Raw genomic sequence first — 26601 nt, forward strand, 5'->3', positions numbered from 1 at the left:
TCATTCATTCCAACTCCAAGGACTCGTCATGGAACATCGCTATCTCGGCAGCTCCGGCTTCAAGGTGCCGGCCCTCGGCTTCGGCGCCGGCACCTTCGGCGGCCAGGGCCCGCTCTTCAGCGCCTGGGGCAACACCGACGTCGCCGGCGCGCGCCGCATCGTCGACATCTGCCTCGAGGCCGGCGTCAACCTCTTCGACAGCGCCGACGTGTATTCGAGCGGCGCCTCCGAATCGATTCTCGGCGCCGCGGTCAAGGGCCGGCGCGACAAGGTGATCCTCTCGACCAAGCTCTCGCTGCGCGCGGGCGACGGGCCGAACGACGTCGGCTCCTCGCGCCATCACCTGATCGCCGGCACCGACGCGGCGCTCGAGCGGCTGGGCACCGACTACATCGACCTGCTGCAGCTGCATGCCTTCGATGCCATGACGCCGGTCGAGCAGGTGCTGCGCACGCTCGACGACCTGGTGCGCGCCGGCAAGGTGCGCTACATCGGCGTCTCCAATTTCTCGGGCTGGCAGCTGATGAAGTCGCTGGCCGCATCGGACCGCTTGGGCCTCTCGCGCTACGTCGCGAACCAGACCTACTACTCGCTGGCAGGACGCGACTACGAATGGGAGCTGATGCCGCTCGCCATCGACCAGGGCGTGGGCGCGATCGTCTGGAGCCCGCTGGGTTGGGGCCGCCTGACCGGCAAGATCCGGCGCGGCCGGCCGCTGCCCGCGGGCAGCCGGCTGCGCGACACGGCCGGCTTCGCGCCGCCGGTGGACGAGGAGCGCCTGTACCGCGTGATCGATGCGATGGACCAGGTGGCGGAAGAGACCGGCAGGACCCTGCCGCAGATCGCGCTCAACTGGCTTCTGCAGCGCCCTACCGTCGCGAGCGTGCTGATCGGCGCACGCGACGAGGAGCAGTTGAAGCAGAACCTCGGCGCGCTCGGCTGGCAGCTCACGCGCGAGCAGGTCGCGAAGCTCGATGCCGCCAGCGCGGTGACGCCGCCCTACCCCTACTACCCGTACTGGAACGGGCAGTTCGCGGAGCGCAGCCCGGCGCCGGTCTAGGGCCTGTTAACAGGCCCTAGGTCTGATCGACGACGCCGAAGTTGCTCTCGCCGAACTGCGACTGCGTTGCCGCGTTCACCAGCTGCACCCGGTTGCGCGCGGCGAAGCGGCGCCGCAGCTGCCGCATGTGGTAGTCCACGGTGTGGGCCGACAAATGCAGGCGGTAGGCAATCTCCTTGTCGCTGCGGCCCTGCAGCAGGTGCTCGAGGATGTACTGCTGCGTGGCCGACATGCCCGACATCTCGGCGCGCGCTGCCGCCGGCGCGGCCGGCACGCGCGCATGGCGCGACAGGTACTCATGCACGCTGAGGCTCAGCATCAGCGACTGGCCGACCACGCTGTCGGTGATCCAGCCGCAGCTCGGCGCGCTGGATTGGAGGCTGATCACCGTGTGCTCGTTCACATGCGTGGGTGAAGCCAGGCGGAAGAAGAGACCGCTTCGGATCCCGCTGGCGCGGAAATCGTCGAGAAAGCGGCGACGCCGTCCTGTCGGGTCCGGGCCCGCAGCCGAAGCTTCCAGCCGGCTCACGTCCCACAGCAGCGGCAGGCTCGAAGCCGGCGCGTCCTGGTGCCGCGTGTCCACTTCGTAGTGGCGCTGCGAAAAATAACGCTGCACCCACTCCTGATGCGCATAGCTCGTGAAGAAACTCAAGGGCCACGACTGCCCGCGCAGGTAGGAGACCGTGCCGTAGCTCAGCCACTCGAAGCCGATGGCATGCAGCATGCCGCGCACCAGGCGGCCGCGCGCCTCGATGCTGCCGGCGCCGAGCAGATCGCCGACGATGCCCGACGCTTCGCCACGGCGACCCGTCGTTTCCGGCATGGACAGCTGGGCCTCCGAATAGAGCTGCGGCGGCGGGCCGCCGTTCAGGTCGCCGTCATTCAACGTCGGCGCCGATGCGAAGACCTGCGCGTCCGACAGCGACGTGGCCGCGGCTCGTTGCAACAATGAAGACAGCATCATGCTGGGAATCCAATGAATTTGAGAGGCCGGATTGATACGCCATAAGCATCAGTCGACACCTCGGGGCGCCCGGCAATAAGAAAACAGTTCTCTTTGCCGTCGTGCAGCTCACGTCGGTGGTTCGGCAGCGCCGCGTTCGAGTGCCAAGTTACCAAAGGGCACCTGCATCGCCTTGTAGATTCTTAACGTGCGCATCGACCCATGCGGTAAATTCATGGCCTTCGATGGACCTCCTTGCTTCCTCCTATTGGCGAGACGTCGACCTGGCAGGTCTTCAATTCACCGCCAACCGATTCCTGCAGCGCGAGATCCGGCCGCACAGGCACGGCGGCTTCTCGCTCTCGGTGTCCGACACGGAGTTGCGCGTGCGGACCATCGCCGGCATCGTGGTCGTGCAGCCGGGCGCGCTGCTGCGCATCGCGCCGCATGTGTGGCATTCGGTGCAGGCTCGCACCGCACCCTGGCGCGAGGATGCGCTGTACTGCAGCTTCGCGGTTGCGCGCTGCGTGAACCCCTCGGACGACATCGTGCGAACGCAGCGGGAGGAAGACGATGCAGCGGTATCGATCTTCACGGACCCCACCTCCGCGCGCGAGTTCATCGAATGCCATCGACTGCTGTACGAAGCGGCACGCTCCGGCAACGAGGAAATCGGTGCGGCCGGCCGTTCCCTGCTGCGCCAGCGGCTGGCGCAATGGATTCCGCCGCAGGCCGTCGCGGTTCGGACGCAAACGCGCGATTACGCGACCACGATCGACAGCGGCGACGATCGCGTGAATCGCCTCTATGAGCTGATCGCCAAGGGCTTTCGCCAGCGGCTCACGCTGGCTGCGCTGGCCGATGCGGTGGGCTGGCACCCAGTGCATCTCCAGCGCCGCTTCAAAAGCGCCTTGGGATTCACGCCGCACGAGCTGCTCGTGGGCCACCGCGTCGAATATGCGCGCGACCTCATCGCCGGCGGCGCACGCGTGACCTACGCTGCGCATGCCGCCGGCTTCACCGATCAGAGCCATCTGCACAAGACCTTCCTCAGCACCTACGCGGTGCTGCCCGGCGAATACCGCAGGCTCTCGGTGTTCGATGCGCTGCAGCCGCCGTCGGCGCGCAACGGCATCGTCGAATGAATCAGGCCACGCCGGTGTTGGCAGGTTCTCGCTGGCGGCCGTCCAGCGGCCCGGGAGCGAGGATGCGCGGGCTGCCGGTCTGGTTGGCGTCGGACCATTCCTTGACCTGCTTCTCCCAGTCGCCTTCGAGAACGCCTGGGCCGGCGTCCTCGAGATTGCGGAAGTAGTCCTGCAGCGACTTGGTGTTCTGTTCGATCTCCGAGGGCTTGGACAGCTCGTAGATCACGAAGCCGGCCACCGTCAGGCCCAGGCCGACGATGAAGAGCGGCCCGGCCGCGGCGCTCGCCAGGATGCCCAGCTCGGCCAGCCCGCCGGCCGTGATGGCGCCGGCGCCGAGCAGCTCGACCGTGCCCGCGGCGACGTAGCCGTTGTTGCCCTGGTCGAGGCCTTCACGGATGTGCTGGATGCCGAAGTACGCGGCGAGCGGACCGGCCGCGACGTCCAGCATCGCGATGGCGCCCTTGATCGGCACGGCGGCATAGCGCAGCGCACGCGCACCGTCGGGCGCCGCGTGCGCCGCATCGGGCGCCACCAGGAAGCGGCCGAGCACCGCCGCATCGGTCGCCTTGCTGGCGGCCGAGAGGCCTTGCGCATAGCCGCTCGGCGCACGCACATAGGTGTCGTTGAGCAGCTTCCCGTAGACCTCGAACCGGTTGCCCGCGCGCGCCGGCCCGGAGCTGTGGGTGTCGGCGATGCGCTGGCCGATGAAGTCCGCGTCCTGTGCACCGAAGCCCGCACCCTGGAGAGCGTTCGCCACGGCCTTGGCATCGGAGAGGTCCACGCCGACCAGGGCCGTCGATTGCTTCGCGATCGATTGACCCAGGGGCGTGCTGGCCTGTTCGCCGGTGGACATGGACAGGAAGCCAAGCCGGGCGTCGGCGTTGGTTTTCAGCGCATCGATCTCCGCCGGGGTGAGTTTCATGCCCCCGGCTTCGGTGGCGATCTTGTTCGCGATGCCCTCGTTGTCGTACTTGACGGCGGCGAACACCTTGCGCTTCGGGTCCATGTTGTCGGTCAGCGCCTTCTCCACCGCAGCCTTGTCCGTCAGGTCCACGCCCTTTAGCGCGTCGCTCATCTCACCCATTGTCGGGCGGAACGAGGTCTTGGCCTGGTTGATGACCTGGCCGAAGGAACCCTTGTATTTCAGGCCGACCGCATCGGCCAGGTGCGATGTCTTGGTGATCTTGGATTCCGCGAGGGCGCCCATCTTGAGGTAGTGCTCGCCGTAGGACAGGCCGATGTCTACGTGGGTGACGACCTGCATCCATGCGTTGGCGTCGCCGTCCTGCAGTTTCTGGCGGAACGCCGGGTCGCCGAACTTGTCGTTCGCCACGAAGGCGTTGACCAGGCCGGCGGCGCTGGCCCAGCCGCCATGGTCGTTGATGTCGCGCACCCATTGCAGCCTCGACTTCGCGTCGTCGGCGCTGATCTCGCCCGCGTTCTGCTGGCGGTTGATCTCGTTCTCGACCTGCTGCACGTTGCCTGGATCGCCCCCCTGGGCATCGACTTTCTTCATCAGCTTGAACAGCTCGCCCGCGGCCTGCCAGTTCTCCTTCGTGCTTCCGATGATCTGGCCGGTGCCGCGGAAGGACCAGCGCAGCAAGGTAACCGTCGCGTAGGTCGCAGCCTGGCCCGCGTCGTCGTCGGTCTCGCTCGGCCGTACGCCCGCATAGGTCTGCTCGAAGATGCGGTTGCCGATCTTGTCGGCGGTCTTGGTCGCGAGATCGGCATCGAAGGCCTGGATGTTGAGCAGGCCCTTCTGCACCTCCTTGCTCTGATCCTCGGGGGACAGCGAATCGAGGTAGTTCGTGTACTCGGGCGAAGTCATGTAGTCGGCGTATTGCTGCGCCACCGACTGCCGCGTGAACTTGCCGTCCAGCGTGGCGTCCCCCGCTTTCTTGAGGTCGTCGCTGCCCAGCGCGTCGAGCGCAGGATTGGGTTTGGCGGGAGCCGTGCCCGGCGCGGGGACCAGCGAGACGCTGGGGTCCAGCGTGCCGCGCATCGCGGTGGTGTTCTGCAGCGCCTTCCAGGCATCCACCGCCGACTGCGGCGCATCCTTGCGCAGCGTCAGGTATTGCGGCGGATTCTGCGTGTATTGGCTGTTGAATTGGTCGCGCGCGTCGAGCTTGACGTTGCGCACTTCCAGGTAGGGCGCCGCCGCCGCGGTGTACGCCTTCGCCTGGCGGTCGGAGATGCCCAGCAGTTCGTAGCCCTGCTCGATCACGTCGGCGCGCTGCTGCGGCGTGAGATCGGGGTGGTCGGCGGCCAGCTTGGCATCCACCTTGCCGATCGACACGTTGCCGGACGAGCCGTAGAAGCCGCCGAACACCGGCGCCTGGCTCCCCTGCCCGGCCTGCTTCTTGAGCTCTTCGACCACTTCGAGGCTCAGTTCCTTCGTCAGCGGGTCCACCACCGCCTGGCTGCCGGGCACGGTCTTCTGCACGTTGGCAAGCCAGGGGCCGCTCTTGTCCACCAGGAGGGGGCTCGAGGTCGACGGGCCGGTGCCGGGCATCAGCGGCAGGCCTGGAACCTGCGTGGTCGCGAGCAGCGAATTGCCGCGCGCCCGGTCGGCGGGGGTGTAAGGCAGGCCGTTGCCGTTGGTGTAGAGCGGTCCACCCAGCAGCGGCGGATATGGCGTGCTCGTGCGGCTGCCCTGGCCATAGGCCGGAAACGAGCTGCCCTCGCCGTGCGTGAGCCCGGCCCAGAGCGCGTCGCGCTTGTCGGCCGGCGCGGCGCCGTTGGGGAAATACTTGGGAAACTGCTTGTCGAGTTCCTTCTGGTAGTCGCCGGCGAACTGCTTGGAGAACTCGGGCTTCGCGGTCAGCTCCTTGAGGCCGGCAGCGACCTTGTCCTTGTCGATCACGCCATCGGTGACCACGTTGGAGGGCATGTCCTTGCGGTAGTCGTCATCGCTCAGTTGCACGCCGCCGTCGATCGCGCCCTGGGCACGCACGAGCATCGCGAAGCGGCGCTGGTCCGAGCCCTCGGGCGCCTCGCCGTACTGCTTCATCAGCGCGGCCATCGTCGATTCATGCAGCGTGAGCCCGTCCACGCGCAGGCCGCCCACATCCTCCGCCGTGGGCAGGGCCGGCGCCGGCGGCTTGGACACGGCGGGCTGCTCCAGCTCGTCGGGTGCCACGCGCAGCCATTCGGTGTCCTCGAGGCCGTCGAGATCGCGCTTGCCTTCGGCAGCCGGCGGCGATCCGGGATCGTAGTTCGCCGTGGTCTTGTCGAACTGCGGGTTGAGGGCGAGGAACTGCGCGCGCGTCATGCCGTTGCGGCGTGCGAACTGGTCCAGGCCTTCGCCGGGGCGGACCTGGCCGAACTCGCCGGCGTCGATCGGCTTCGTCAGCACCGGCTGCGTCGGCTTCTCGTAGAAGTCGACCGAGGCCTGGGCCTGGGTGACCTGGGCCTGCGCATCGCGCGTGGTCTGCGAGGGACTTCCCGGCGCACGGCCCTGCGTGGCGTCGGTGTACTTCGATTCCGCCAGCGCCTGCTCCTTTTCCTTGAGCACGGCCTTGGCCTGCAGCTTGGCTGCGGCCAATTCCTTGTCCTTGGCCGTGCTCTCCAGGCGCGTGGCTTCGTCCTTGTCGCTCTGGCTGCCGCCGCTCTTGGCCTTGGCGGCGGCATCGTCGGCAGCCTTGCGCGCGGCCTCGGCCTGTTTGCGGGCCTCCTCGGCCTTGCGGCGCGCTTCCTCGGCCTGGCGCCTCGCCTCCTCGGCAGCTCGCCGCGCGGCATCTTCCGCGGCCCGCAATGCGGCGGCATCGTTCGGGGCCTGGGTGAGGAGGCGGCCTCCTGAGACGGGTGATGACATGACGTTGACTCCTAGGGATGGACAGCGAGTCCGATTGCAAGCCGTGCATGCATGCTTCGCAAGCACGAGTTCTCGTAGCTTGGGCCGGGCGTGCGACGGGCCGGGTCACTCATCGCCCTGCGCCCACCTCAACAGCCTGGCCACCGGCGCATACAGCGCGCGCGGAATGGGTTGGTCCACCGGCACCTCGGCGTAGATGTGTTCGGCGAGCTGCGGCTCGAACTCCATCGGCACCAGGCCTTCGCCGGCGAAGCGGCGGATCTGCGCGGCGACCTCGCCCTCGCCGCGCGCGATCACGCGCGGCAAATCGGTCTCGCCGAGGTATTGCAGCGCCACCGCGGTGCGGGCCGAATGGATCACGGCCGAGGCCATGCGCACGCGGTCGGAAAGGCTCGCATACACGGCCTCGAAATGCGCCGAGCGGCGCCGCGACTGGTTGATGGGATCGCCTTCGTTTTCCTTGTATTCCTGCCGGATGTCCTCGACGGACATGCGCTGCTGCTTCATGAACTCGAAGTGCTCGTGGGCGTAGTCGACCAGCGCCATCAGCGCATAGATCAGCACCGCCCAGCCGAAGGCGACCAGCGTCATGTGGGCCGCGGCCGTCATGATCGCGGCCGGCCGCGCGTAGCCCAGCTTGAGCGAGGTATCGACGAAGCCGTGCACCACCACATACATCAGCGCCGCGAGCAGCACGGTCTTGACGCTCATCTTCAACAGGTTGATGAGGTTGCGCGTCGAGAAGATGCGCTTCGCGCCCTCGGCCGGGTTTAGGCGGTTCATGTCGGGCTTGAGGCGTTCCCAGGCCGCCACGCCGCCGACCTGGAACAGCGAGCCCACGATGCCAGCCGCCGCGGCAATGCCCATAATCGGCAGCGTGCCCCACAGCAGCGCCTCGCCGGTGTGCAGCAGCAGCTCGGCGAAGCGGTCGTCGGGCTGCGTCAGCAGGCTGGTGCTGGTCGCGTGCAGCCAGAGTTCGCGCAGCAGGCTGTAGATGGTCTCGCCACCCAGCCACATCGACACCACGACCACGGCGAACACGGTGGTCGAGGCCACGTCGGCACTGAACACCACCTCGCCGCGCTTGCGCGCATCGCGCAGGCGCTTGGGTGTGGGCTTCTGGTCTTTCTCGGCCATAGTCGCTACAAGGTCGCTCTAAGAAAGTCGAGCACGCCGTTCTCGGGCCGCAGGAATTCCTGCAGCGACTCGTACACGAAGAAGAGGAAAAGCAGCATCATCAAGTGCGCCAGCAGGCTCTTGAGCGGCTGCGAGAACACGAACACGTTGAGCTGCGGCGCCACGCGGCTGATGAGGCCCATACCCAACTCGACCAGCAGCAGCACGAAGATCACCGGCGCGGCAAGCTTCACGATCCAGAGGAACAGCGTGTCGCCCTGGCGGATCGCGAATTGCTCCAGCACCGCGCCAAGATTGGGAAAGAAGGAGGCGACCGGCCACAGGCGGTAGGAGTCGACGACCACGCCCAGCATGGCGAGCAGGCCGCCGGCCGACACGAACAGCGTGATCACCATCCAGCCCAGGAACTCGCCGGTGGGCCCGTTCTCGTGCCCGGCCACGGGGTCGAAGAAGGAGGCGTTGGCGGAGCCGGTCTGGAAGTCGATCAGGTCGCCCACGCTCTGGATGGCCCAGATGAAGATGCCGAAGCCCAGGCCCAGCAGCAGGCCGATCAGCGCCTCCTTGCCGGCGATCAGCACCCAGGTGCCGATGGAGGCCGAGGGCATGTCGCCCGCCACCGGCGACATGAAGATCGCCAGCATCAGCAGGAGGCCGTTGCGCACGATGCCGGTGATCATGCCGCCCGACAGAAAAGGCACGACCGCGAAGATCGCGAACAGCCGCGGCAGCGTGAGCACCACGGCGGAGAAGAACTTCTCGATGCTGGCGAGTTCGATGGTGTCCATGGGCTAGTTCCGGCGCGCGGCCCAGGCCTGCGAAGCCGTTTCCTCGGCCGCTTCGTCCTGCCGAAGTTCCATGAGGCGCAGCCTTTCGGTGCGTGCGCGCTGCTGCATCTGCTGCGCCTTCTCGAGTTCGCCGCTGGCCGCGCGCAGCTGCTGGCGGCTCGCTTCGAGCACCTGCTCGCGCTGCGCGTGCGTCTGCCCGGCCTGCTGCGCGGCGTGACTGGCCTCTGCGATCTGCGCATCGAGCGCGCCGCTCCACGCGCCGGCATGGCGTAGCTGCGCGATGCTGCATTGGCCGCCCGAGAGCGCGCCCACGGTGGCCTGCCAGTGCTGCGCCTTGCTCTGCACCTGCTGCTGCCGCCAGGCCTCGGCCTGCTGCAGCTGCGCATGGCTTTCTTCGGCGGCCTCGCGGTCGCGCGCGACGATGCCCATCGCGACGCTCTTCTGGCGCTCGCGCACGTCGATCAGCAACTTCCAGTCGATGGCCACTAGCGCTCCCCAAAGCGCCGCAGCGCAGCCACGGATTGCTCGTAGGGCTGGCTGGTCTCCGGCGGCTGCGACAGGAAGTCGAGCATCGCCGGCCGCGCGGCGATGGCCTCGTCGGCCAGCGCCTCGCTGCCCGGCTTGTATTCGCCGATCTGCACCAGAAGCTCCATCTCCTGGTACTTGGCCAGCAGGCTGCGGAAGTGCGCAGCCGCGGCGCGGTGCTCGCGCGAGGCGACCAGCGGCATCACGCGGCTGATGCTGGCCAGCACGTCGATGGCCGGATAGCGGTTGGCTGCCGCGAGCTTGCGCGACAGCACGATGTGGCCGTCGAGGATGGAGCGCACCTCTTCGGCAATGGGGTCGTTCTCCTCGTCGCCCTCGGTGAGCACCGAGTACACGGCGGTAATGGAGCCGGTCCTGCCCTGCCCCGCGCGCTCCAGCAACTGCGGCAGCATCGAGAAGATCGAGGGCGGATAGCTGCGGCGCGTCGGCGGCTCGCCGCTGGCCAGGCCGATCTCGCGCTGCGCGCGCGCGAAGCGCGTGAGCGAATCGACCAGCAGCAGCACCTTCTTGCCCTGGTCGCGGAAATGCTCGGCGATGGTGGTCGCCACATAGGCCGACTTGATGCGCTCCATCGGCGGCCGGTCGGAGGTGGAGACCACCATCACCGTCTTCGCGAGGCCCTCGGGGCCGAGGCTGTGCTCGATGAACTCCTTGACCTCGCGGCCGCGCTCGCCGATCAGCGCGATCACGTTGACCTCGGCCGTCGAGCCGCGCGCGAGCATGCCGAGCAAGGTGCTCTTGCCCACGCCGGGCGGCGAGAACACGCCGACGCGCTGGCCTTCGCCGAGCGTCAGCAGTGCATCGACGGCGCGGATGCCGGTGGCCAGCGGCGCCTCGATCATGCGGCGCGCGAGCGGGCTGACCGGCTCGCGATGCACGGGCTGCTGCACGTGCGTGGCCAGCGGGCCCAGATCGTCGATCGGTTGCCCCAGCGCATCGAGCACGCGGCCCAGCAGCTTGGCGCCCACCGGGCAGACATGGCCGCGCCCGGTGGGCAGCACTTCGGTCAGCGCCGAGATGCCGGTGATCGGGCCCAGCGGCGTGAGGATGGCCGTGTTGTTGCGGAAGCCCACCACCTCGGCCAGGAGCGGCGGCTCGCCCGGCGTGACCAGCTCGCAGAGCTCGCCCACGTGGGCCTGGATGCCAGTGGCATCGATCAGCATGCCGACCGCCTTGATCACCCGCCCGCGCATCGCCACCGGCGTGACGCGGCCGAAGGCCTGCTCGAGGTCGGCGACGATGCCGAGCGCGGCATCGGACACCAGTGGGCGGTGCGCTGTCATAAGGCGACCTCCGTGCTGCGCACTGCGCTGCGAGCCCCTTCGGGCGGCCGGGCGGGGCTCATCCTTGGGCTCCCGCGGGTTCGACCATGCCGTTGCGCTCCATCGCGCGGCGGAAGGCTTCGAGCTGCGCGTCGACGCCGATCTCGAGCACGCCGGAGGCCGTCTGCACCACGCAGGCCCCGGCGGGCAGCGCGGGATCGGCCGCGAGGCTCACGGTCATGTGCCAGTTGGCTTCGCCCTGCAGGCGAGCCAGCACCTCGCGCATGGTCGCTTCCTGCGCCGGCGCCACGCGCACGGTGATGAAAGGCTCGCTGCGGATCAGCGTGTCCATGCGCAGCAGCGCGGCCTCGAACAGCGCCGCCGGTTCCGCATCGGCGATGAACTGGCCCACGGCCTTGACCACGATCTGCGCCATCGAGGTGCGCAGGGCATGCAGCTGCCGCTCGGCGGCCAGGGTCTCGGACATCAGCTGCTGTGCGTATTCGGCCTTGGCGCGCCGCAGGCCCTCTTCGTACCCCTCGCGGCGGCTGTCCTCGGCCTGCTGCGCGGCCTGCTGCGTGATGCGGCGCGCCTCGCGCCGCGCGGTCTCGACCACGGCCGAAGCGTCGAGCAGGGCCGCGTACTCGTTCTCCTTGAGCACCTTGCGCTCGCTCAGGAGCTGCAGGTTCTCGGTGGTGATCAGAAAAGCCAGTCCCATTGCGGCAGTCTTTCAGGAACGATGCACGAGAGCATCAGCTCGTGGAGTTGGCGGGCCTGGCGCGGCGCGAGCTGCGGCACGCTCAGGCCCGAAAGGCGCCGCGGCAGCTTGTGCTGCAGGCGGCGCAACACGGTGTCGCCTTCGGGCGCGGCCGCACCCAGCAGCAGGCGATAGCCGCGGTCGACGACCACGCGGCCGGTGGCAATGGGACGCTGCTGGAGAACGGCGCTGTCCATCCGCAGTTCGGTGAGCTCCGGCACGCGGTCGAGCACGAAGTCCACCGCGTCCGCGTCGAAGCGGCAGGCCTGGCGCCGGATCTGGAAGCCGGCACCGCCGCGCAGCCTGAAGAGCGGCAGGTGGGCGCAGAAGCCGAGGTAGGCCGCGAGCCTTCGCAGCGACGCGGCGTCGAGCAGCGCCACCCGCTTGAGCCGCGAATCGAAGTTGTAGTCGGCCGCCGCAACGACCGGTGCCTGGCCGCGCCGCAGCAGGTCGGCCAGCACCGCACGGCCGGCCTGCCCCAGGCGGGCCGGCGAACGATGCCGCGCGGGCCAGTTCGAAGGCAGCCAGCTCGGATGCAGGTCGAGCTCGGGATGCAGGTTGAAGCGCATCACCAGGCGCACCAGGTCCATCGGGCCGGGTGCGGCCTGCGGTGGCGGGGGCGCGGGGACGGCGGCCTGCATCGGCATCAGCGTCGGAAGACCTGGCTTCGCGTCCAGTTGCGCCAGTCGAGTCCCTGCCGGCGCAGCAGCGTAGGCAGCGCCATGAGACAGAGCGCGGCCGCCAGCAGCAGGCCCAGCAGCACCATCGCGGTCTCGGTCGAGAACATGCCGAGCACGAGCGGCTTCGGCACGCCGCCGGCAGCGCCGGCCGATGCACCCGCCAGCCTGCGCGTCTCGAACAGCGACAGCGAGACCTGGTCGTGGGTGAGCCCTTCGATGCTGTGGGCCACCATGTCCTTCACGGCCGGCGCCAGCAGGCGGATATCGACGTCGGGCCGGTGCTTGATGAACACCGCCGCGGAGGACGGGCGGATCTTGTCGCCGAGCGGATCGTTGGCCGGGATCACCACGTGCACGCGCGCCGCCACCACGCCGTCGACGTTGCGCAAGGTCTGCGACAGCTCCTGCGACACCGCGTAGATGTAGCGCATGCGCTCCTCGGAGGGCGTGGACACCAGGCCCTGCTTCTGGAACACCTCGCCCATGTTCGCGTAGCGCTCGGCCGGCAGGCCCTGGGCGCGCAGCACTTCCAGCGCGCCGCCCATGCGGCCCTCTTCGACCTCGACCTGCCAGTTGCTGCCTTCGAGGCGGCTCTTGGATGCGTCGATGCCTTCGGCCGACAAGGCGGCGACGATCTCGTTGGCTTCCTGCTCGTTGAGATTGGAATAGAGCGCGACCTTGCAGCCCGCGAGGACGAAGAGCAGGACGAGTGCCGCAAGCCAGCGAATGCGCTTCATTGCTGGTTCTTCAGCAAGGTGCCGAATAGGCTGGTGGCCGCGCTCGCCAGGCCCGTGGAAATGTGCATCTTGGCGAACATCATGTGCGCCTCCATCGAGTGGTCGGTCATGACGAACATGGTCTTGATCGGGTCGGACATGTCGATCGACTCGAGCATGCTCTTGCGCATGTCCTCGTAGGAGCGCACGTTGCCCGAGAACTGGGCGGCCAGCGACTTGGCCGCATCGCCGAGCGCGCTGGGCGCGGCCACCGAGGACGGCGGCGCCTGCACGCCCTGCATCATGTTGGCGAACATCCGGGTCTCGCCCGGATCGAAGCGCGAAGCGCTCGTGCCCTGCTGCTGCGCGGCGGGGCCGGCAACTTCGGCCGGCGGCGCGCTCGCTGCGGCCAGCGCTGTGGGATCGGTCATGGTTCACCTCCTGGAAAAAAAGGCCGCGCGCTGCCGGCCAGGGGGGCCCTGGGCAGCGCGCGGACCTGCTCTTTACGAGGACTTCGCCGACTGGCGGATGTCGTTGCCGGTGGACTTGGCCACTTCGCCGCCCGCGGCGCTGGCGCCGTTCACCGTGTGCGCGGTGGAGGCCGCGCCCTGGATTGCGGTGGATGCCGCCATGCTGGCGGACATCAGCCGGGCGTTGTCCGCCGCGGCCTGGTTCATCTGCTGGATCGAGTTGTCGACTGAGCCTGCCATGTTTCACTCCTGATCAAAGGTTGAAGGTTTCTCTGGGGTTGAAGGCCCTCGTCCCGGCAGGACGAGGCATTCCGCGCGAACGCTGGATCGCCGCACGAAATCGGGGTAACGCGAGGAGCCGCTCATTGCCTCACCTCGCGGGTTTGTTGTTCGGCACGCCGCCGCTCAGGACCAGCCCGTCGGCATCGATGCGCTTGAGCTCGGCGCCGGAGCGCAGCACCGAGCCTTCGTAGTAGCGGTTGCCGTTGGACAGCTGGATGTGGCGCAGGCCGTTGCCGTCCTCGGTGATGCTCACCATGCGCGCCGGCAGCACGCTCTGCCAGCCGTCCCACCGGGCGCGCAGGTCGGCGTCCTTGTCCTCGGTCTTCGGCTTCTCGCGGTACTGCACCTTGTCGGACACCAGCACCGAAGGATGCAGGTCTTCGCTCAATCGACGGATCTTCTGCCGCACTGCGCTGTCTTCCACCGTGCCGCTGAGCACGAGACGGCCCTGGCCCGTGTAGGTGACGGCCACGCCGGGGTCGCCGACGTAGCGCCGTGCCTGCTCGACCATGTCTTCGGCCGAATGCACGTTGACGCTGACCTTGCGGCCGAAGGGCGCCATCGCCTGCTCCAGGGTCTGGCGGCGCTGCTTCGATTCGACGTAGCCCTTGACGCTGAATTGCCCGCCCGGCGCCGCGACCACCTCGACTTCGGGGAAAGGCACGAGCGCCTTCTCCACCTCGGCCAGGTTCACCTGGCCGGCGCTGTTGCCTGCGCCGCCGCCGCGGCCGCCCAGCAAGACTGCGGCGATGCCGAGCACGGCCAGCAGGGCCACCACGCCGCCGACCCACAGGCCGAGGCGCGCGCCCTGCAGCGGCGGCTGCGCTTCGGCCGCGCCGCCTGCCAGCGTACCCTGGGCCGGCGCGAACATGCGGTCTTCCTGCACGCCCGCGGGATAGCTGCGGTCGAGCTGGAAGTCGATCTGGCCGACGCTCACGATGTCGCCGGCCACCACGCTCCTGCGCGGCTGCAGCATCTCTTCGCCGTTGAGCCGCGCCGAGGCGGTGCCGAGCCGCTGCATCGACACCACCAGTTCGCCGACCGTGAACACCAGGTGGCGCGGCAGCACGTCGCCGCCTGGCAGCATCACCTCGCATTCGCCGCCCGAGCCCAGTACGTTGATGCCGGGCTTGAGCACGATGGTGCGCCCCTTCACCGCGCCGCTGAGGAAGCGCAGGCACCAGCCGGGCGCGACCGCCGCGGCGGCATGCGGTCCCAGGTTGTCGTCGAAGCTCGGCTCGGTGTCCACGTCAGCCTCCAGGCCCCGACAGCGGCGGGCTCGGCGCAAGGGGCGCCGACGCGGTAGACCCGGGCACGACCAGGCGCGGCGTCAGCAGGTAGAAGCGCTCCATGTTGATCTGCTTCTTGTCGGCGTACTTGAAGAGGTTGCCCACGACCGGCACGTCCTTCAGCAGCGGCACGCCGGTGGTCGCGTTGCTCTTCTCTTCCGACGAATAGCCGGCGATCAGCAGGCTGGCGCCCTCGTCCACCAGCGCCTGCGTGTTGACGGTGCGGCGGCGCACGATCGGGATCCGGTCCACGGCCTGCGCGCTCAGGTCGCCGTCGACGATGTCGATCGACATCATCACGCCGCGGCCGCTCTTCTCGTCGATGATCAGCGGCGTCACGCGCACCGCGGTGCCGGCGGTGATGCTGAACAGGCCCGCGTCCTGGAAGCCGTCGACGCGCACGTAGAACTCGCTCAGGTTCTCGAGCACGGCCTCGGTGTTGTCCAGGGTCATCACCTTCGGGCGCGCGACGAAGTTGGCGTCGCCATTGCTGGCCAGTGCGGTCACGCGGGCCAGCAGGTAGTTGCGCGCGCTGTTGCCGATGGCGGCGGTGAACATCGCGCCCAGCGGCGTGGTGACCTGGCCCGAGGCATTGACGCCGCCGATCTGGCCGGCCTCGGTGGTCGCCCCGTCCCAGGTGAGCGGTCCGCGGTCGCCGCGGCCGGTCTGGAAGTCGCCGTGGCGGCCATGCAGGCGCCAGTCGATGCCCAGGCTGCTGAGGTTGTCGGAACTGATGTCCATGATCGTGACCTCGATCTCGATCAGCCGCGGGCGCACGTCCATCGAGCGGATCAGCTGGTCGTACTGGGCCATGCGGTCGGGACGGTCGCGCACCAGCACCGCATTCATGCGCGTGTCGGCCTGGAACTGCGGCAGCTCGCTGCCGAAGCTCGGCAGGCTTCCGCCCGAGCTGCTGTCGGCGCTCGGGCCCATGCCCGGCATGTCGATCCTCGGCGCGTTGATGCTCTCGCCGCTGCGCAGCTTGATCTGCCGGCTGGGCCCGACCGAGAACGGCGCATTGGGCGCCCGGCCGCCGCCGCTGCTGCCCGGCTGGTTGCCGTTGCGGCCGTAGAGGCTGCGCAGCACGTTGGCCACGCCGGGGATCACGGTTTCCTTGCCCGAGCGGTTGATCTTGAAGTCCGATGCCCACGCGTACTTGAGCGGGAACAGCCGGATCTCGGCGCCGTCGGCCAGCGCGGTCTTCTGGTCGGCCAGCTTCACGGCCTGGCGCACCATCTCGACGTAGCGCCGCGGGCCGGTCACGTAGACGCTGGCATCGCTCTCGCTGATGCTGAGCGGGTAGCGCTCGTCGGAGATGCGCAGCCGCACCAGGGTCTCGGCGATGCGCGCGGCGTTCTCGGCGGCGATCGGCAGCACCTCGCTCTTCGCGTCGGCCGCCAGGTCGACGAACAGGAAGGCACCGTCGAAGTACCAGGTGAGCCCGTTGACCGAGCACACGCTGTTGAGGATGTTCTGCGCCGGCCCCGAGAACTTGCCGCTGATGACCCCGTTCACCTTCGGATCGATCACCGCGGTGACGCCCTGCGAGGAGGCCAGCTCGCGCAGGAAGTCGGGCAAGGGCTTCTCGTTGGCGACGATCTGGAAGGGCCGGTTGTTGCCCCAGCGCAGCTCGGCCGCCGCGCTCTGCTGCTGCGCCGTGAGCAGCAGCACCAGCACGGCGCAGGCGAGCAGCAGGAAGGCCTGCCGGCTCATGACATCGAGGCGCGCGACCGTCATGGCAAGGAAGCCAGCGTCTGGAAGGCGCGCTCCGCGAAGCGCATCACGTCGCGGCCCAGCCAGCCGGCGGTGGCGATGATCGCGACCATCACTGCGATCATGCGGATCGACTGGCCGATGCTCTGGTCCTGCACCTGCGTCACGGCCTGCAGCACCGCCACGACGAGCGCGGTGAGCGTGGCCACCACCACCACCGGCAGCGAGATCCACAGCACGAGGAGCAGGCCCTCGCGCGTGATGTCCAGGATGTTCTGCGGAGTCATGGCGCGTTTCGTCGTCGTTCATCAATGGGCTTGCGGATTGGTGACCCAGCCCACCGGCTGCAGGGCCACGTCTTCGTCGACTTCCTGGTAGGACAGCACGGCGAGCTGCGGCGCCACCGGCTCGATCAGCGTCTTGACGTAGCGGCGCACGTCCGAGGACGCGATGGCGACCACGCGGTTGGCGGTGGCGCCGAGGATGCGGCGCACCTGTTCGCGGATGTCCTGCGTGACGGCGGGGCTCAAGAGCAGCAGGTTGCCGCGCGGCGAGCGCTCGATGGCGTTCTGCACGCGCTCAAGCAGGCTGGACTCGAACAGGATGGCTTCGAGCTGGCGGTTGGGTCCGACGTAGCGGCTGGTGATGTAGCGCCCGAGGTGGATACGCACCAGCTCGGTCAGCGCGATCGCGTCCTGCTCCTTCGGCGCCCAGATCGCCAGGCACTCGAAGATGGCGTGCAGGTTGCGGATCGGGATGCCTTCCTGCAGCAGGCGGCGCAGCACTTCGGCGATGCGCTGCGGCGAGGCCACGCGCGACACCTCGGCCGCGAGCTCGGGCGCGTCGCGCTGCACCGAATGCAGCAGGCGCTGCACTTCCTGCAGGCCGATCAGCTCGCGCACGTTGCGGCGCACCGCGTGGTCGAGGTGCAAGCCCACGACCTCCTCGTTGTTCCACGCCTTGAGGCCGGACTGCGCGCTCGGCACCCACACGGCGCGCGCGAAAGGCCCGAAGGGCTCGGCGACTTCGGAACCGGCCGGCGGCGCAGCCGCCTCGGCCGGATCGAGCAGCAGCCAGCCGGGCTTGAGCCTGCCTTCGGACACCGTGACATCGTGCACCAGCACCTGGTAGCCGTGCTCGTGCAATCCGTCTGCATAGGCGAGCTGCAGGCGCGGGAACACCGGGCCCAGATCGGATTCGACCGCGGTCTTGACGCCGGCCAGGTGCTGGTCGAGCGCGTAGCGGTCGACGGCGCCGCGCAGGTCCGAAGACAGGCGCACCGCGAGCGGCGCCGCGATCGCATGGTCGCTCTCGGTCTCCTCGGAGGCCACGCCTTCGCGGTGCGAGATCCAGCCCGGCGTACGCCGTCGCTGGCGCAGCATGCGCATGGTGAAGCCCAGGCCCAGGATGATCGCGGCCAGCAGGCCGAACACCCATTTCGGAAAGCCGGGCACGACCAGGAAGCTGGCCACCGCGAGGCCGGCGATGATGAGCGCGCGCGGGTGCGCCATCAGCTGCTCGCCGATCTGGTGCGCAAGCTGCGTGTCGCGCCGGTCGCCGGTGCTCACGCGCGTGATCACGATGCCGGCGGCGATCGATACCAGGAGCGACGGGATCTGCGACACCATGCCGTCGCCCACCGTGAGGATCGCATAGCGCTGCAGCGCGGTGGCCAGGCTCATGTCGTGCATCAGCGTGCCGATGGCGATGCCGGCCAGGATATTGACCAGCGCGATCACGATGGCCGCGATGGCGTCGCCCTTGACGAACTTCATCGCGCCGTCCATCGCGCCGTGCAGCTGGCACTCCTGCTCCAGCAGCTGGCGGCGCTTCTGCGCCTGCGCCGACGAGAGCACGCCGGCGCGCACGTCGGCGTCGATGCTCATCTGCTTGCCCGGCATCGCATCGAGCGCGAAGCGCGCCGCCACCTCGGCGACGCGCTCCGAGCCCTTGGCGATCACGATGAACTGGACGATCGCGATGATGAGGAACACGACGCCGCCGACCACCACGTTGTTGCCGACGATCAGCTTGCCGAATGTGTCGATGATGTGACCGGCATTGGCATGCAGCAGGATCAGCTTGGTCGATGCGATATTGAGCGCCAGCCGGAACAGCGTGGTGAACAGGAGCAGCGACGGAAAGGTCGACAGCGACAGCGCCGAGGGCACGTACATCGCCACGATCAGGAGCACCAGGCTGATCGCCAGGTTGCTCGCGATGAGCAGGTCCAAGAGCGGCGTCGGCAGGGGCAGCACGAACAGCGCCACCACCACCACGAGCAGGCCGGCGAGCAGCAGATCGTTGTAGCGGCCGGCATTGCCGAGCAGGTAGCGCACACCGCTGCGGTAGGGCTCTAGAGATCGCGAGGGGCTCGCCATTGCGTCCTTGCCTGAGGGGTTTCTTGGAGTTTTGGGGCCGATGCGCGTCGCGCCGAACTGAACCGAACGTGAAAAAAGTCACGACGCGGCGGACTCTAAGCGGCGCCAACTGTTCACGGCAACCACGAGTTCTCGTAGGCGCTCGGAACTTGTCGCATGCGCGGCACTACGCATTTGCGTACTACCTGCGATACCTTCCATTGGCTAAGCTGCGCGTCCCGATGCGAGATGTATGCATGGCTTCGAGGTCCAAGGACGGTGACGAGACGCAGCGATTTGTTCAACGAAAGCATGCATGCCGCCGCACGCTGCTGAGGCAGTGACGGAGCTCGGCGAGGCCCGCGCGCTGCCCCGCGCGGATGCGGGCAGCGTGCGTGCGCTCAATCGTCTCTATGCGGCCGCGCCGCCGCGCGAGCTGAGGGCATGCGGCGCCGGCTATCGCCTGCGGTGGAAGCACGATGCCGCGCTCGGGCAGATCGCGCGCGAGAGCTACCGCTTCAAGCTCGGTGCGCACGTCGGCCACCTGGCGCTGGACGCGCCGAGCCTGCAGGCCTTGCTGGGCGAGCGCCGCATCGAGCTGCTGCCGCGCGAGCTGCGCTACATCCTCTTGGCCGATGCGCTGCATCCGGTGGTCGACGCGCTCGAGAAGGCGCTGCGCCTGCATTTCGAATGGCAGCCTTCCGAAGCCGAGGCGCGCGAGGCAAGAGAGACGCGCGAGCAGGCGCCGCTGCGTTGCGATCCCGAGCGCGCGGCCTTCTTCATCGCGACGCCTTCGGATGGGGGCGCGAGCCTGTGCGGTTTCGTGCAGTTCGAGGACGCCGCCACGCTCGATGCGCTGGTGCCGGCCGACGCCGGTCCGCGCGCCGCGCGAGCGACCGATGCCTTCGACGCGCTGCGCCTGCCGGTGCACTTCCTGCTCGGCAGCACGCCGATTGCGCTCGGCGAAATCACGAGCATCCGCCCCGGCGACATCGTCGGCATCGAGCAATGGAGCTCAGCGGGCGCCGCCATCGTGGTCACGGCCGCGCTCGGCGGCCCCGCCGGGCGCCATCTCACGGCCTTCGCGGAGGGCTCGCGCATCACAGTTCAGCAATCGAGAGACAGTGCCATGAAGCCAGACACGCCCGCCCGCTCCGCCGACGCCGCCGACAGCGCCAATCTGCCGATCGACCGGCTCGACGCGCTGGAGGTGACGCTGCGCTTCGAAGTCGGCGACCTGTCGCTCACGCTCGGCGAGCTGAAGAATATTCGCACCGGCCACGTGTTCGACCTCGGGCAGCCGCTCAACCGCAGCCCGGTGCGCATCCTCGCGCACGGCAACGTGCTGGGCAAGGGCTACCTGGTCGCGGTGGGCGACCGACTCGGCGTGCGCGTGTCGGAGTTCGCGCCCGGCGAAGTCTGAAGATGCAAGGCGGACTCCCCGAACCTCTCACGCTGGTCGCACTGATCGTCGCGTTCGGCGTCGCGCCCTTCGTGGCGCTGATGGTGACCAGCTACACGAAGCTGGTCATCGTCTTCGGCCTGCTGCGCACCGCGCTGGGCCTGCAGCAGACGCCGCCCAACATGGTGCTCAACGGCATCGCGATCATCCTCTCGGTCTACATCATGGCGCCGGTGGGCATGGACGTCGGCGACGCGCTGAAGAGCCGCAGCTTCGGCGCCAAGGGCGAGGGGCTGAACGACATCGTCGCGGTGCTCGATGCCGCCAAGGCGCCGCTGAAGGAGTTCCTGCAGAAGCACACGCACGAGCGCGAGCGGCAGTTCTTCCTGAAGTCGGCCTCCAACATCTGGCCCAAGGCGCGCGCCGAGCAGCTGCAGGCCGATGACTTCATGGTGCTGGTGCCCAGCTTCACGCTCAGCGAGCTGACGCGGGCCTTCCAGATCGGCTTCATCATCTACCTGGTGTTCGTGGTGGTGGACCTGATCGTCGCCACCGTGCTGCTCGCGCTCGGCATGTCGATGATCGCGCCGACCACCATCTCCCTGCCCTTCAAGCTGCTGCTGTTCGTGATGCTGGACGGCTGGACGCGGCTGGTGCACGGGCTGGTGCTGTCGTACCGCTGATACGGGAATTCTCGAGGCCAGGGCCTCACTTGGCGAAGAGCATTCCGATGTCGGCGAAGGCCTTGACCTCCAGCGCATTGCCGGAGGGATCGAGGAAGAACATCGTGGCCTGCTCGCCGGCTTCGCCCTTGAAGCGGATGTAGGGCTCGATCACGAACTCGACGCCCTGCGCCCTCAGACGGGCCGCCATCGCTTCCCATTCGGACATCGGCAGCACGATGCCGAAGTGGCGTACCGGCACGCCATGGCCGTCGACCGCGTTGCGCCGCGCGGCGCCCGTCTCGCCGGGCGCCAGGTGGGCGACGATCTGGTGGCCGTAGAAGTTGAAGTCGACCCAGTCGTCCGCGCTGCGGCCTTCGGGGCAACCCAGCAGCTCGCCGTAGAACTTGCGGGCCAGCGCGATGTCGTGCACCGGAAATGCCAGGTGGAAGGGGGACATCATGGCCGGGTTGGTTGTCGGAGTCAGCATCGTGGAGGGGCTCTGTGTGGATGACGATCCGTGATCCTAGGGTCGGATGAGAAAAAGAAAAATCAATATATATTTGACAGACGCATCAATGGAATTTGTGAATGATCCGCGAGCTGAAGACCTTCGTCGCCGTGGCCCGGGAAGGCACCTTCGCTGCTGCCGGCCAGAAGATCGGCCTGACGCAGGCGGCGGTCAGTGCGCAGATGCAGCGGCTGGAGGCAGAACTCGGTTTCGCCCTCTTCGACCGTACCGGCCGTTCGGCGCGCGTGAACGCCATGGGCCAGGAGACCCTGGCGCAGGCCGCGGAGCTGATCGAGCTCTACGGCAACCTGGGTTCGCGCCACGCCGGCCCGCGCGCGACGGTGCCCGTCAGCATCGGCGCGATCGCGTCGGCGCAGCGCGTGCTGTTGGCCGAGGCGTTGACCAGCCTCCACAAGCAGTCGCCGGACTGCCGCACGCGCGTGATTCCCGGCCTGTCGATGGATCTGCTCAATCTGGTCGATGCCGGCGAGATCGACATGGCGATCATCATCCGGCCGCCGTTCGCGCTGCAAAGCGACCTGCGCTGGACCACGCTGGCGCACGAGCCATTCCGTCTTCTGGTGCCGCGACGCGTCGAGGGCACCGACTGGGCAGAACTGTTGTCCAGCCAGCCCTTCGTGCGCTACGACCGCGCCTCTTTCGGCGGCCGGCAGGTCGACCGCTTTCTGCGCGCCGCGCACCTGAGCGTGCAGGAAATCTGCGAGCTCGACGAGTTGGATGCGATCGTGCGGCTGGTGGCCAACGGCGTGGGCGTGGCCTTGGTGCCGCAGACCGCGACGCATCGGCGCTGGCCCGCCGCGGTGCGCGCCATCGATCTCGGCCGCCATACATTCCACCGCGACATCGGGCTGGTGCATCGCTCGAGCCGCAATCTGAGTGAGCCCGCGAGCCTGCTGGCGCAGCTGATCTGCGCGGCTTACGACCGCCCGGACTAGGCGGGCACCACCGCCGTGGCCTCGATCTCGAACAGCATGCCGTCGAGCGCCAGCCGCGGCACCGGGATGAGCGTGCAGGCCGGCTTGGGCGCATCGCCCCAGACACGATCGAGTTCGGCACCGAGCACGTGAAGCCGCTCCTCGGTGTGATCGACGACCAGCACCAGCAGTCTCGCGACGTGCGTGACCTCAGCGCCGGCCGCAGCGAGCGCCACGCGCATGTTGGAGAGGGCCTGGCGAACCTGCGATGCATAGTCGGGCGGCAAGCTGCCCTCTGCCGTTTCGCCGCCCTGCCCCGCAACGAGCACGAGCCGGCTTCCGGGCGGGACGATCGCCAGGTGCGAATAGCCGTTGGGTGCCGGGTCGTAGAGGCCGGGTGGGTTGATGAGCTGAATGGTGGTCATGCGTTTTCCATCATGAGTTGAAGGTGTGAGGCCGAGAGCTTGTCGACCAGGCGATCGACGGCGAGATCGGCCTCGGCGAGCGACTGTGCCAGCTGTTCGCCGCCGAACTCGTCGTACTCGACCGCGACTTCGTGCACCTCGCGGATGCCGATGTAGCCGAACACCGAGCGTACGCTGGCCTCCGTATGGTTGAGGTGCGCGATGCGCTGGCCTTGGCCATAGCCGAAGTCGCCGCGCGAGCCCAGCAGCACCAGGCGCTTGCCCGCATCGGCCAAGAGGGGCCAGTAAGGCACCTCGCCACGGGCGCGGTCCAAGCCGAAGGTGCGGCCCACGCGCACGATGTTGTCGATGTAGGCCTTGAACTGCGCCGGCACGCCGAAGTTGTACATCGGCAGGCCGACCACGATGAGGTCGGCGGCAATGAGCTGGTCGACGAGACGGTCGCTCTCAGCCAGCACTTCGCGCATCCAGGGCTCGCGCGCAGCCGCCGGCGTGAACGCGGCATGGATCCAGGGGCCCGTCACATGCGCGGGCGGGGACTGGCCGACGTCGAGGTAGTCGATGCGGTCCGCAGGCCGCGCCGCATGCCAGCGTTCGACGAAGCGCGCCGAGAGCCTGCGGGTGTGGGAGCCATGGGGATCGATGCCGGAGCGGCCGGGCCGCGCGCTGGCGTCGATGTGCAGGAGCGTGGTCATGAAAGGGTCTTTCCTTGGGACTATGGATGAATCGATGTATTCAATTTAGGGTTGCGCTGCCCCTTCCACAAACGATGATTTCTTCCAGATGGATGAGTTGATTTCACCCGTGAGGCGAGCGCGGCGGCTGCCGCCGCTGTCTTCGCTGCGCGCCTTCGAAGCGGCCGCGGCGCATCTGAGCTTTCAACGCGCGGCGGCCGAGCTCTCGGTCACGCCCACGGCCATCAGCCACCAGGTGCGCGGACTCGAGAGCGCACTGGGCCAGCCGCTGTTTCGCAGGCTCACACGCCAACTGGCGCTCACGCCGGCCGGGCTGCGCCTGTTCCATGCGCTGCGCGAAGGCTTCGACACGCTGGAAGCCGGCGTGCACGCGCTGCGCGAGCGCGCTGCGAGCGACACGGTCACGCTCACCACCAACACCGCTTTCGCGGCCAAGTGGGTGCTGCCGCGCATGGCGGCCTTTCGCGCTGCCTGCCCCGGCATCGAGCTGCGCCTGCACGCCAGCGATCTGCTGGTCGACCTCGCGCGCGGCGATGCCGATCTCGCGATCCGATCCGGCAGCGGCGGCTGGCCGGGGCTGGTGACGATGGAACTGATGCCCGAGCGCTATGCGCCGGTGTGCAGTCCGCTCTTGGGCCTGAAGCGCGTGCAGGAGTTGCCGAAACACCGGCTGATCCACTGCGACTGGCAGCCGCAGGCGCGCGCGCCGGCGGTGTGGCCGCGCTGGTTCGAAGCGGCCGGAATCGCCGCGGGCAGGTCGCGCACGACGCGCGCCACCTCAGGCCTCTCGTTCTCCGACGAAACGCACGCGTTGCTCGCCGTGCTGGCCGGCCATGGCGTGGCCTTGCTGAGCCTCACGCTGTGTGCCGAGGAGTTGCAAAGCGGGGCGCTGCTGCAGCCCTTCGGGCCTGCGCTCGCCACCGGCAGCTATTTCCTCGCAGCCGCCGAGGGGCGCGAGCGCGAGCCGGCAGTCCGCGCGGTGTGGCAGTGGATCGCCGGCCAGGCCGGGCTCAAAGTTCGACGATAGGGCTGAAGCCGCCCCAGAACATGCGCTTGCCGTCGAAGGGCATGCTCTTGGGATCCATCATGTCGGCCAGGCGCGGATCGCTCATCACCTTGGCGTTGACTTCGTCGCGATGCTGGCGCGACTCGAACACGATGTACGAAAAGATCACGGTCTCGTCATCCTTCAGCTTCACGGCCTGCGGAAAGGACGTGACTTCGCCGGACTTCACATCGTCCGCCACGCACTCGCGGTATTCGAGAGCGCCATGCTCGCGCCAGATCTTTCCTGCCTTGGTGGCGATCTCGCGGTACTTCTCGAGATTGCTCTTGGGGACGGGAAGGATGTATCCGTCGACATAGGACATTCGAAATCTCCTTGGGTTGGGGGATGAAAACACAGAACCTGTTGGTTCAGTATAAGCCGGCTCCGCCGCCAGTTTCAAGTCCCTGCAACTCTGTGCCCAAGCCCTTGCGGAAGGTGTAGGAAAACTTCCCGCGGTCTTCTCGGCGGTCCAACATGTCCCCCGCGCCCGTGGACAAGCTTGTGGAAAACTGCACTGGGAACTTTTTAGATCGTTGCCCCGCAAGGCCTGCGCCCGGATTGCCTGCAGAAGCAGCAGTGGAACACTTGACAGGACGGAAGTGTCATCCGATCGTCCATACGCTGGCCGCCGCTGCTCAACCAAGGACAGACCCATGCAGGAAAGACCCGTGAGAATTCCCGGCCCGGACCATCCGATCACCATTGCCGCGAACCCCGCGCGCGTGGTCGTGAAGGCCGCAGGCCGCGTCATCGCCGACACGCGCGCAGCCTTGACGCTGCGCGAAGCGAGCTACCCCGCCGTGCAGTACATCCCGCGCAAGGACGTGGACATGTCGCTGCTCGCGCGCACCGACCATGCCACCTACTGCCCCTTCAAGGGCGACTGCGCGTACTACAGCATTCCCTCGGCCGGCGAAAAAGGCGCGAACGCCGTGTGGACCTACGAGCAGCCCTACGCGTCGGTCGAGCAGATCAAGGACCACCTCGCCTTCTATCCCGACCGCGTCGACGCGATCGAGGAAGGGGCGCAGGGCTGAGCGGGCGCCTTCAGCCCGCGCGCAGCTGCTCGCGCAGCCTGGCGCCGATCTCCGGCCGCTCCAGGAAGGGATCGGCCGGATTCGAGATCGACACGATGCTTTCCATGCGGCTCTTCACATTGCCCAGCGCCTTCGGATGGCTGAACACGTAGAACTGGTTGGCGCTGATGGCATCGAACACCATCTGCGCCACTTCGGCCGCCGTCACCTTGCCGCTGCTGACGGCCTTGTTGCTCATCGCCTGGCCGATCAGCTGGCTCCTGGTGAGTTCGCCGGCGGCAAGCGCGCCGGGCCGATTGCGCTCGCTGCTGGTGATGCCGGTCGGCACGAAGTAAGGGCACAGAAGGCTGGCGCCGATCTGGTCGGTGATGAGCTTCAGGTCTTGATAGAGCGTTTCGGTGAGGCTCACCACGGCCGCCTTGGCCGCGTTGTAGACGCCCATGTTGGGCGGCGCCAGCAGGCCGGCCATGCTGGCGGTGTTGACGATGTGGCCGCGGTACGATGGGTCCCTGGCGGCGGCTTGCAGCATCATCGGCGTGAACAGGCGCACGCCGTGGATCACGCCCCAGAGATCGACGCCGAGCACCCATTCCCAGTCGGCGACGGTGTTCTCCCACACCAGGCCGCCTGCCCCCACGCCCGCGTTGTTGAAGACGAAGTGCGGCGCGCCGAAGCGCTGTTGCACGTCCTTGGCGAGCTGCTCCATCTGCTGCGCATCGGCGACGTCGACCTTGCGCGCCAGCACCTGGGCACCGGCGGCTTCCATCTCGGCCTGCACCTTGTCGAGCGCGTCCTGCTGCACGTCGACCAGCACGAGATTCATGCCGCGCGCCGCGCCGATGTGCGCGCATTCGAGACCGAAGCCGGAGCCGGCGCCGGTGAGAACGGCGGTGGTGCCCTTGAAATCCTGAATCATTGCCCGTGTCC

At 68.1% G+C, this 26601-nt stretch carries 27 protein-coding genes; 7 read left to right on the forward strand and 20 right to left on the reverse strand.

Going from position 1 to position 26601, the window contains the following annotated elements; genetic code table 11:
• Positions 1–28 precede the first annotated feature (28 nt).
• Positions 29–1060 carry an aldo/keto reductase gene (locus AC3A6B_RS05585; RefSeq protein WP_487835770.1) on the forward strand — a complete coding sequence of 344 codons (1032 nt, stop codon included), beginning with the start codon at positions 29–31 and terminating at the stop codon, positions 1058–1060.
• A 16-nt stretch (positions 1061–1076) separates the two neighbouring features.
• On the opposite strand, the gene AC3A6B_RS05590 is transcribed toward AC3A6B_RS05585, so the two are convergent.
• Complete coding sequence (locus AC3A6B_RS05590; protein WP_487835771.1) at positions 1077–2024, reverse strand: helix-turn-helix transcriptional regulator; 948 nt, start codon at positions 2022–2024, stop codon at positions 1077–1079.
• Positions 2025–2248: 224 nt separating this feature from the next.
• Between AC3A6B_RS05590 and AC3A6B_RS05595 the strand changes: the two genes are divergently transcribed.
• Positions 2249–3148, forward strand: a complete 900-nt coding sequence (locus AC3A6B_RS05595) for a helix-turn-helix domain-containing protein (protein WP_487835772.1) — start codon at positions 2249–2251, stop codon at positions 3146–3148.
• Position 3149: 1 nt separating this feature from the next.
• Here AC3A6B_RS05595 and AC3A6B_RS05600 read toward each other — a convergent pair whose 3' ends face one another.
• From AC3A6B_RS05600 to sctV, 14 genes are all read right to left on the reverse strand, one after another.
• On the reverse strand, positions 3150–6962 hold the full coding sequence (locus tag AC3A6B_RS05600) for a hypothetical protein (RefSeq protein WP_487835773.1): 3813 nt from the start codon (positions 6960–6962) through the stop codon (positions 3150–3152).
• Between the two features lie 105 nt (positions 6963–7067).
• On the reverse strand, positions 7068–8099 hold the full coding sequence (locus tag AC3A6B_RS05605; protein WP_487835774.1) for an EscU/YscU/HrcU family type III secretion system export apparatus switch protein: 1032 nt from the start codon (positions 8097–8099) through the stop codon (positions 7068–7070).
• 5 nt (positions 8100–8104) lie between these two features.
• Positions 8105–8884 carry a type III secretion system export apparatus subunit SctT gene (gene sctT, locus AC3A6B_RS05610; protein WP_214693918.1) on the reverse strand — a complete coding sequence of 260 codons (780 nt, stop codon included), beginning with the start codon at positions 8882–8884 and terminating at the stop codon, positions 8105–8107.
• Between the two features lie 3 nt (positions 8885–8887).
• Positions 8888–9370, reverse strand: coding sequence for a serine kinase (locus tag AC3A6B_RS05615; RefSeq protein ID WP_487835775.1), 483 nt, complete (start codon positions 9368–9370; stop codon positions 8888–8890).
• On the reverse strand, positions 9370–10713 hold the full coding sequence (locus tag AC3A6B_RS05620; protein WP_487835776.1) for a FliI/YscN family ATPase: 1344 nt from the start codon (positions 10711–10713) through the stop codon (positions 9370–9372). The genes AC3A6B_RS05615 and AC3A6B_RS05620 overlap by 1 nt, the downstream gene beginning before the upstream one ends.
• A gap of 58 nt (positions 10714–10771) precedes the next feature.
• A complete protein-coding gene (gene sctL / locus AC3A6B_RS05625) occupies positions 10772–11410 on the reverse strand; it encodes a type III secretion system stator protein SctL (protein WP_487835777.1) in 639 nt (212 codons plus the stop codon).
• A complete protein-coding gene (locus tag AC3A6B_RS05630; protein ID WP_487835778.1) occupies positions 11392–12090 on the reverse strand; it encodes a type III secretion system protein in 699 nt (232 codons plus the stop codon). Before AC3A6B_RS05630 ends, sctL begins: the two co-directional genes overlap by 19 nt.
• A 5-nt stretch (positions 12091–12095) precedes the next feature.
• Positions 12096–12866 (reverse strand): type III secretion system inner membrane ring lipoprotein SctJ, encoded by a 771-nt coding sequence (gene sctJ / locus AC3A6B_RS05635; protein WP_487835779.1) that lies wholly within the window; start codon positions 12864–12866, stop codon positions 12096–12098.
• Positions 12863–13276 (reverse strand): hypothetical protein, encoded by a 414-nt coding sequence (locus tag AC3A6B_RS05640; protein ID WP_487835780.1) that lies wholly within the window; start codon positions 13274–13276, stop codon positions 12863–12865. The genes sctJ and AC3A6B_RS05640 overlap by 4 nt, the downstream gene beginning before the upstream one ends.
• 72 nt (positions 13277–13348) lie before the next feature.
• On the reverse strand, positions 13349–13555 hold the full coding sequence (locus AC3A6B_RS05645; protein ID WP_436823171.1) for a hypothetical protein: 207 nt from the start codon (positions 13553–13555) through the stop codon (positions 13349–13351).
• A 130-nt stretch (positions 13556–13685) separates the two neighbouring features.
• Positions 13686–14846: an FHA domain-containing protein gene (locus AC3A6B_RS05650; protein WP_487835781.1), complete on the reverse strand. Its 1161-nt coding sequence runs from the start codon at positions 14844–14846 to the stop codon at positions 13686–13688.
• A 1-nt stretch (position 14847) separates the two neighbouring features.
• Positions 14848–16623: a type III secretion system outer membrane ring subunit SctC gene (sctC, locus tag AC3A6B_RS05655; protein WP_487835782.1), complete on the reverse strand. Its 1776-nt coding sequence runs from the start codon at positions 16621–16623 to the stop codon at positions 14848–14850.
• A complete protein-coding gene (gene sctS, locus AC3A6B_RS05660; protein WP_487835783.1) occupies positions 16620–16886 on the reverse strand; it encodes a type III secretion system export apparatus subunit SctS in 267 nt (88 codons plus the stop codon). The genes sctC and sctS overlap by 4 nt, the downstream gene beginning before the upstream one ends.
• A gap of 21 nt (positions 16887–16907) precedes the next feature.
• Positions 16908–18980, reverse strand: coding sequence for a type III secretion system export apparatus subunit SctV (gene sctV / locus AC3A6B_RS05665; protein WP_487835784.1), 2073 nt, complete (start codon positions 18978–18980; stop codon positions 16908–16910).
• A gap of 295 nt (positions 18981–19275) precedes the next feature.
• On the opposite strand from sctV, the gene sctQ reads away from it, so the two are divergent.
• Together sctQ and sctR are read left to right on the forward strand one after the other, a co-directional pair.
• The gene (gene sctQ / locus AC3A6B_RS05670) at positions 19276–20382 is read left to right on the forward strand and encodes a type III secretion system cytoplasmic ring protein SctQ (RefSeq protein ID WP_487835785.1); all 1107 of its coding nucleotides are present in this window, start codon (positions 19276–19278) and stop codon (positions 20380–20382) included.
• A 2-nt stretch (positions 20383–20384) separates the two neighbouring features.
• Positions 20385–21044: a type III secretion system export apparatus subunit SctR gene (gene sctR, locus AC3A6B_RS05675; RefSeq protein WP_214693901.1), complete on the forward strand. Its 660-nt coding sequence runs from the start codon at positions 20385–20387 to the stop codon at positions 21042–21044.
• 25 nt (positions 21045–21069) lie between these two features.
• Here sctR and AC3A6B_RS05680 read toward each other — a convergent pair whose 3' ends face one another.
• Positions 21070–21513, reverse strand: coding sequence for a VOC family protein (locus tag AC3A6B_RS05680; protein ID WP_487835786.1), 444 nt, complete (start codon positions 21511–21513; stop codon positions 21070–21072).
• A 101-nt stretch (positions 21514–21614) separates the two neighbouring features.
• Here AC3A6B_RS05680 and AC3A6B_RS05685 point away from each other — a divergent pair, with 101 nt between their 5' ends.
• Positions 21615–22490, forward strand: a complete 876-nt coding sequence (locus tag AC3A6B_RS05685; protein ID WP_487835787.1) for a LysR family transcriptional regulator — start codon at positions 21615–21617, stop codon at positions 22488–22490.
• Here the strand turns inward: AC3A6B_RS05685 and AC3A6B_RS05690 are convergent.
• On the reverse strand, positions 22487–22894 hold the full coding sequence (locus AC3A6B_RS05690; protein ID WP_487835788.1) for a RidA family protein: 408 nt from the start codon (positions 22892–22894) through the stop codon (positions 22487–22489). The genes AC3A6B_RS05685 and AC3A6B_RS05690 overlap by 4 nt on opposite strands.
• Positions 22891–23589, reverse strand: a complete 699-nt coding sequence (locus AC3A6B_RS05695) for an FMN-dependent NADH-azoreductase (RefSeq protein ID WP_487835789.1) — start codon at positions 23587–23589, stop codon at positions 22891–22893. The genes AC3A6B_RS05690 and AC3A6B_RS05695 overlap by 4 nt, the downstream gene beginning before the upstream one ends.
• Before the next feature lie 88 nt (positions 23590–23677).
• Between AC3A6B_RS05695 and AC3A6B_RS05700 the strand changes: the two genes are divergently transcribed.
• The gene (locus tag AC3A6B_RS05700; RefSeq protein ID WP_487835790.1) at positions 23678–24616 is read left to right on the forward strand and encodes a LysR substrate-binding domain-containing protein; all 939 of its coding nucleotides are present in this window, start codon (positions 23678–23680) and stop codon (positions 24614–24616) included.
• Here the strand turns inward: AC3A6B_RS05700 and AC3A6B_RS05705 are convergent.
• Complete coding sequence (locus AC3A6B_RS05705) at positions 24600–24959, reverse strand: DUF1428 domain-containing protein (protein WP_487835791.1); 360 nt, start codon at positions 24957–24959, stop codon at positions 24600–24602. The two genes, AC3A6B_RS05700 and AC3A6B_RS05705, sit on opposite strands and share 17 nt — an antisense overlap.
• Before the next feature lie 331 nt (positions 24960–25290).
• Between AC3A6B_RS05705 and AC3A6B_RS05710 the strand changes: the two genes are divergently transcribed.
• Positions 25291–25674 carry a DUF427 domain-containing protein gene (locus AC3A6B_RS05710; RefSeq protein WP_487835792.1) on the forward strand — a complete coding sequence of 128 codons (384 nt, stop codon included), beginning with the start codon at positions 25291–25293 and terminating at the stop codon, positions 25672–25674.
• A gap of 10 nt (positions 25675–25684) precedes the next feature.
• Here AC3A6B_RS05710 and AC3A6B_RS05715 read toward each other — a convergent pair whose 3' ends face one another.
• Positions 25685–26590 (reverse strand): SDR family oxidoreductase, encoded by a 906-nt coding sequence (locus AC3A6B_RS05715; protein ID WP_487835793.1) that lies wholly within the window; start codon positions 26588–26590, stop codon positions 25685–25687.
• Between the last annotated feature and the right edge of the window lie 11 nt (positions 26591–26601).

The sequence above is a fragment of the Variovorax sp. Soil_C_33 genome (assembly GCF_057656935.1).

Coding starts and splice junctions, on each gene's coding strand:
- sctT (WP_214693918.1), bottom strand. CDS start 8,884: ATGGACACCATCGAACTCGCCAGCATCGAGAAGTTCTTCTCCGCCGTG.
- AC3A6B_RS05630 (WP_487835778.1), bottom strand. CDS start 12,090: ATGCAGGCCGCCGTCCCCGCGCCCCCGCCACCGCAGGCCGCACCCGGC.
- sctR (WP_214693901.1), top strand. CDS start 20,385: ATGCAAGGCGGACTCCCCGAACCTCTCACGCTGGTCGCACTGATCGTC.
- sctS (WP_487835783.1), bottom strand. CDS start 16,886: ATGACTCCGCAGAACATCCTGGACATCACGCGCGAGGGCCTGCTCCTC.
- AC3A6B_RS05705 (WP_487835791.1), bottom strand. CDS start 24,959: ATGTCCTATGTCGACGGATACATCCTTCCCGTCCCCAAGAGCAATCTC.
- AC3A6B_RS05715 (WP_487835793.1), bottom strand. CDS start 26,590: ATGATTCAGGATTTCAAGGGCACCACCGCCGTTCTCACCGGCGCCGGC.
- AC3A6B_RS05690 (WP_487835788.1), bottom strand. CDS start 22,894: ATGACCACCATTCAGCTCATCAACCCACCCGGCCTCTACGACCCGGCA.
- AC3A6B_RS05700 (WP_487835790.1), top strand. CDS start 23,678: ATGGATGAGTTGATTTCACCCGTGAGGCGAGCGCGGCGGCTGCCGCCG.
- sctC (WP_487835782.1), bottom strand. CDS start 16,623: ATGACGGTCGCGCGCCTCGATGTCATGAGCCGGCAGGCCTTCCTGCTG.
- AC3A6B_RS05680 (WP_487835786.1), bottom strand. CDS start 21,513: ATGCTGACTCCGACAACCAACCCGGCCATGATGTCCCCCTTCCACCTG.
- sctQ (WP_487835785.1), top strand. CDS start 19,276: ATGCCGCCGCACGCTGCTGAGGCAGTGACGGAGCTCGGCGAGGCCCGC.
- AC3A6B_RS05600 (WP_487835773.1), bottom strand. CDS start 6,962: ATGTCATCACCCGTCTCAGGAGGCCGCCTCCTCACCCAGGCCCCGAAC.
- sctV (WP_487835784.1), bottom strand. CDS start 18,980: ATGGCGAGCCCCTCGCGATCTCTAGAGCCCTACCGCAGCGGTGTGCGC.
- AC3A6B_RS05710 (WP_487835792.1), top strand. CDS start 25,291: ATGCAGGAAAGACCCGTGAGAATTCCCGGCCCGGACCATCCGATCACC.
- AC3A6B_RS05620 (WP_487835776.1), bottom strand. CDS start 10,713: ATGACAGCGCACCGCCCACTGGTGTCCGATGCCGCGCTCGGCATCGTC.
- AC3A6B_RS05685 (WP_487835787.1), top strand. CDS start 21,615: ATGATCCGCGAGCTGAAGACCTTCGTCGCCGTGGCCCGGGAAGGCACC.
- AC3A6B_RS05585 (WP_487835770.1), top strand. CDS start 29: ATGGAACATCGCTATCTCGGCAGCTCCGGCTTCAAGGTGCCGGCCCTC.
- sctJ (WP_487835779.1), bottom strand. CDS start 12,866: ATGAAGCGCATTCGCTGGCTTGCGGCACTCGTCCTGCTCTTCGTCCTC.
- AC3A6B_RS05590 (WP_487835771.1), bottom strand. CDS start 2,024: ATGATGCTGTCTTCATTGTTGCAACGAGCCGCGGCCACGTCGCTGTCG.
- sctL (WP_487835777.1), bottom strand. CDS start 11,410: ATGGGACTGGCTTTTCTGATCACCACCGAGAACCTGCAGCTCCTGAGC.
- AC3A6B_RS05645 (WP_436823171.1), bottom strand. CDS start 13,555: ATGGCAGGCTCAGTCGACAACTCGATCCAGCAGATGAACCAGGCCGCG.
- AC3A6B_RS05595 (WP_487835772.1), top strand. CDS start 2,249: ATGGACCTCCTTGCTTCCTCCTATTGGCGAGACGTCGACCTGGCAGGT.
- AC3A6B_RS05695 (WP_487835789.1), bottom strand. CDS start 23,589: ATGACCACGCTCCTGCACATCGACGCCAGCGCGCGGCCCGGCCGCTCC.
- AC3A6B_RS05605 (WP_487835774.1), bottom strand. CDS start 8,099: ATGGCCGAGAAAGACCAGAAGCCCACACCCAAGCGCCTGCGCGATGCG.
- AC3A6B_RS05640 (WP_487835780.1), bottom strand. CDS start 13,276: ATGACCGATCCCACAGCGCTGGCCGCAGCGAGCGCGCCGCCGGCCGAA.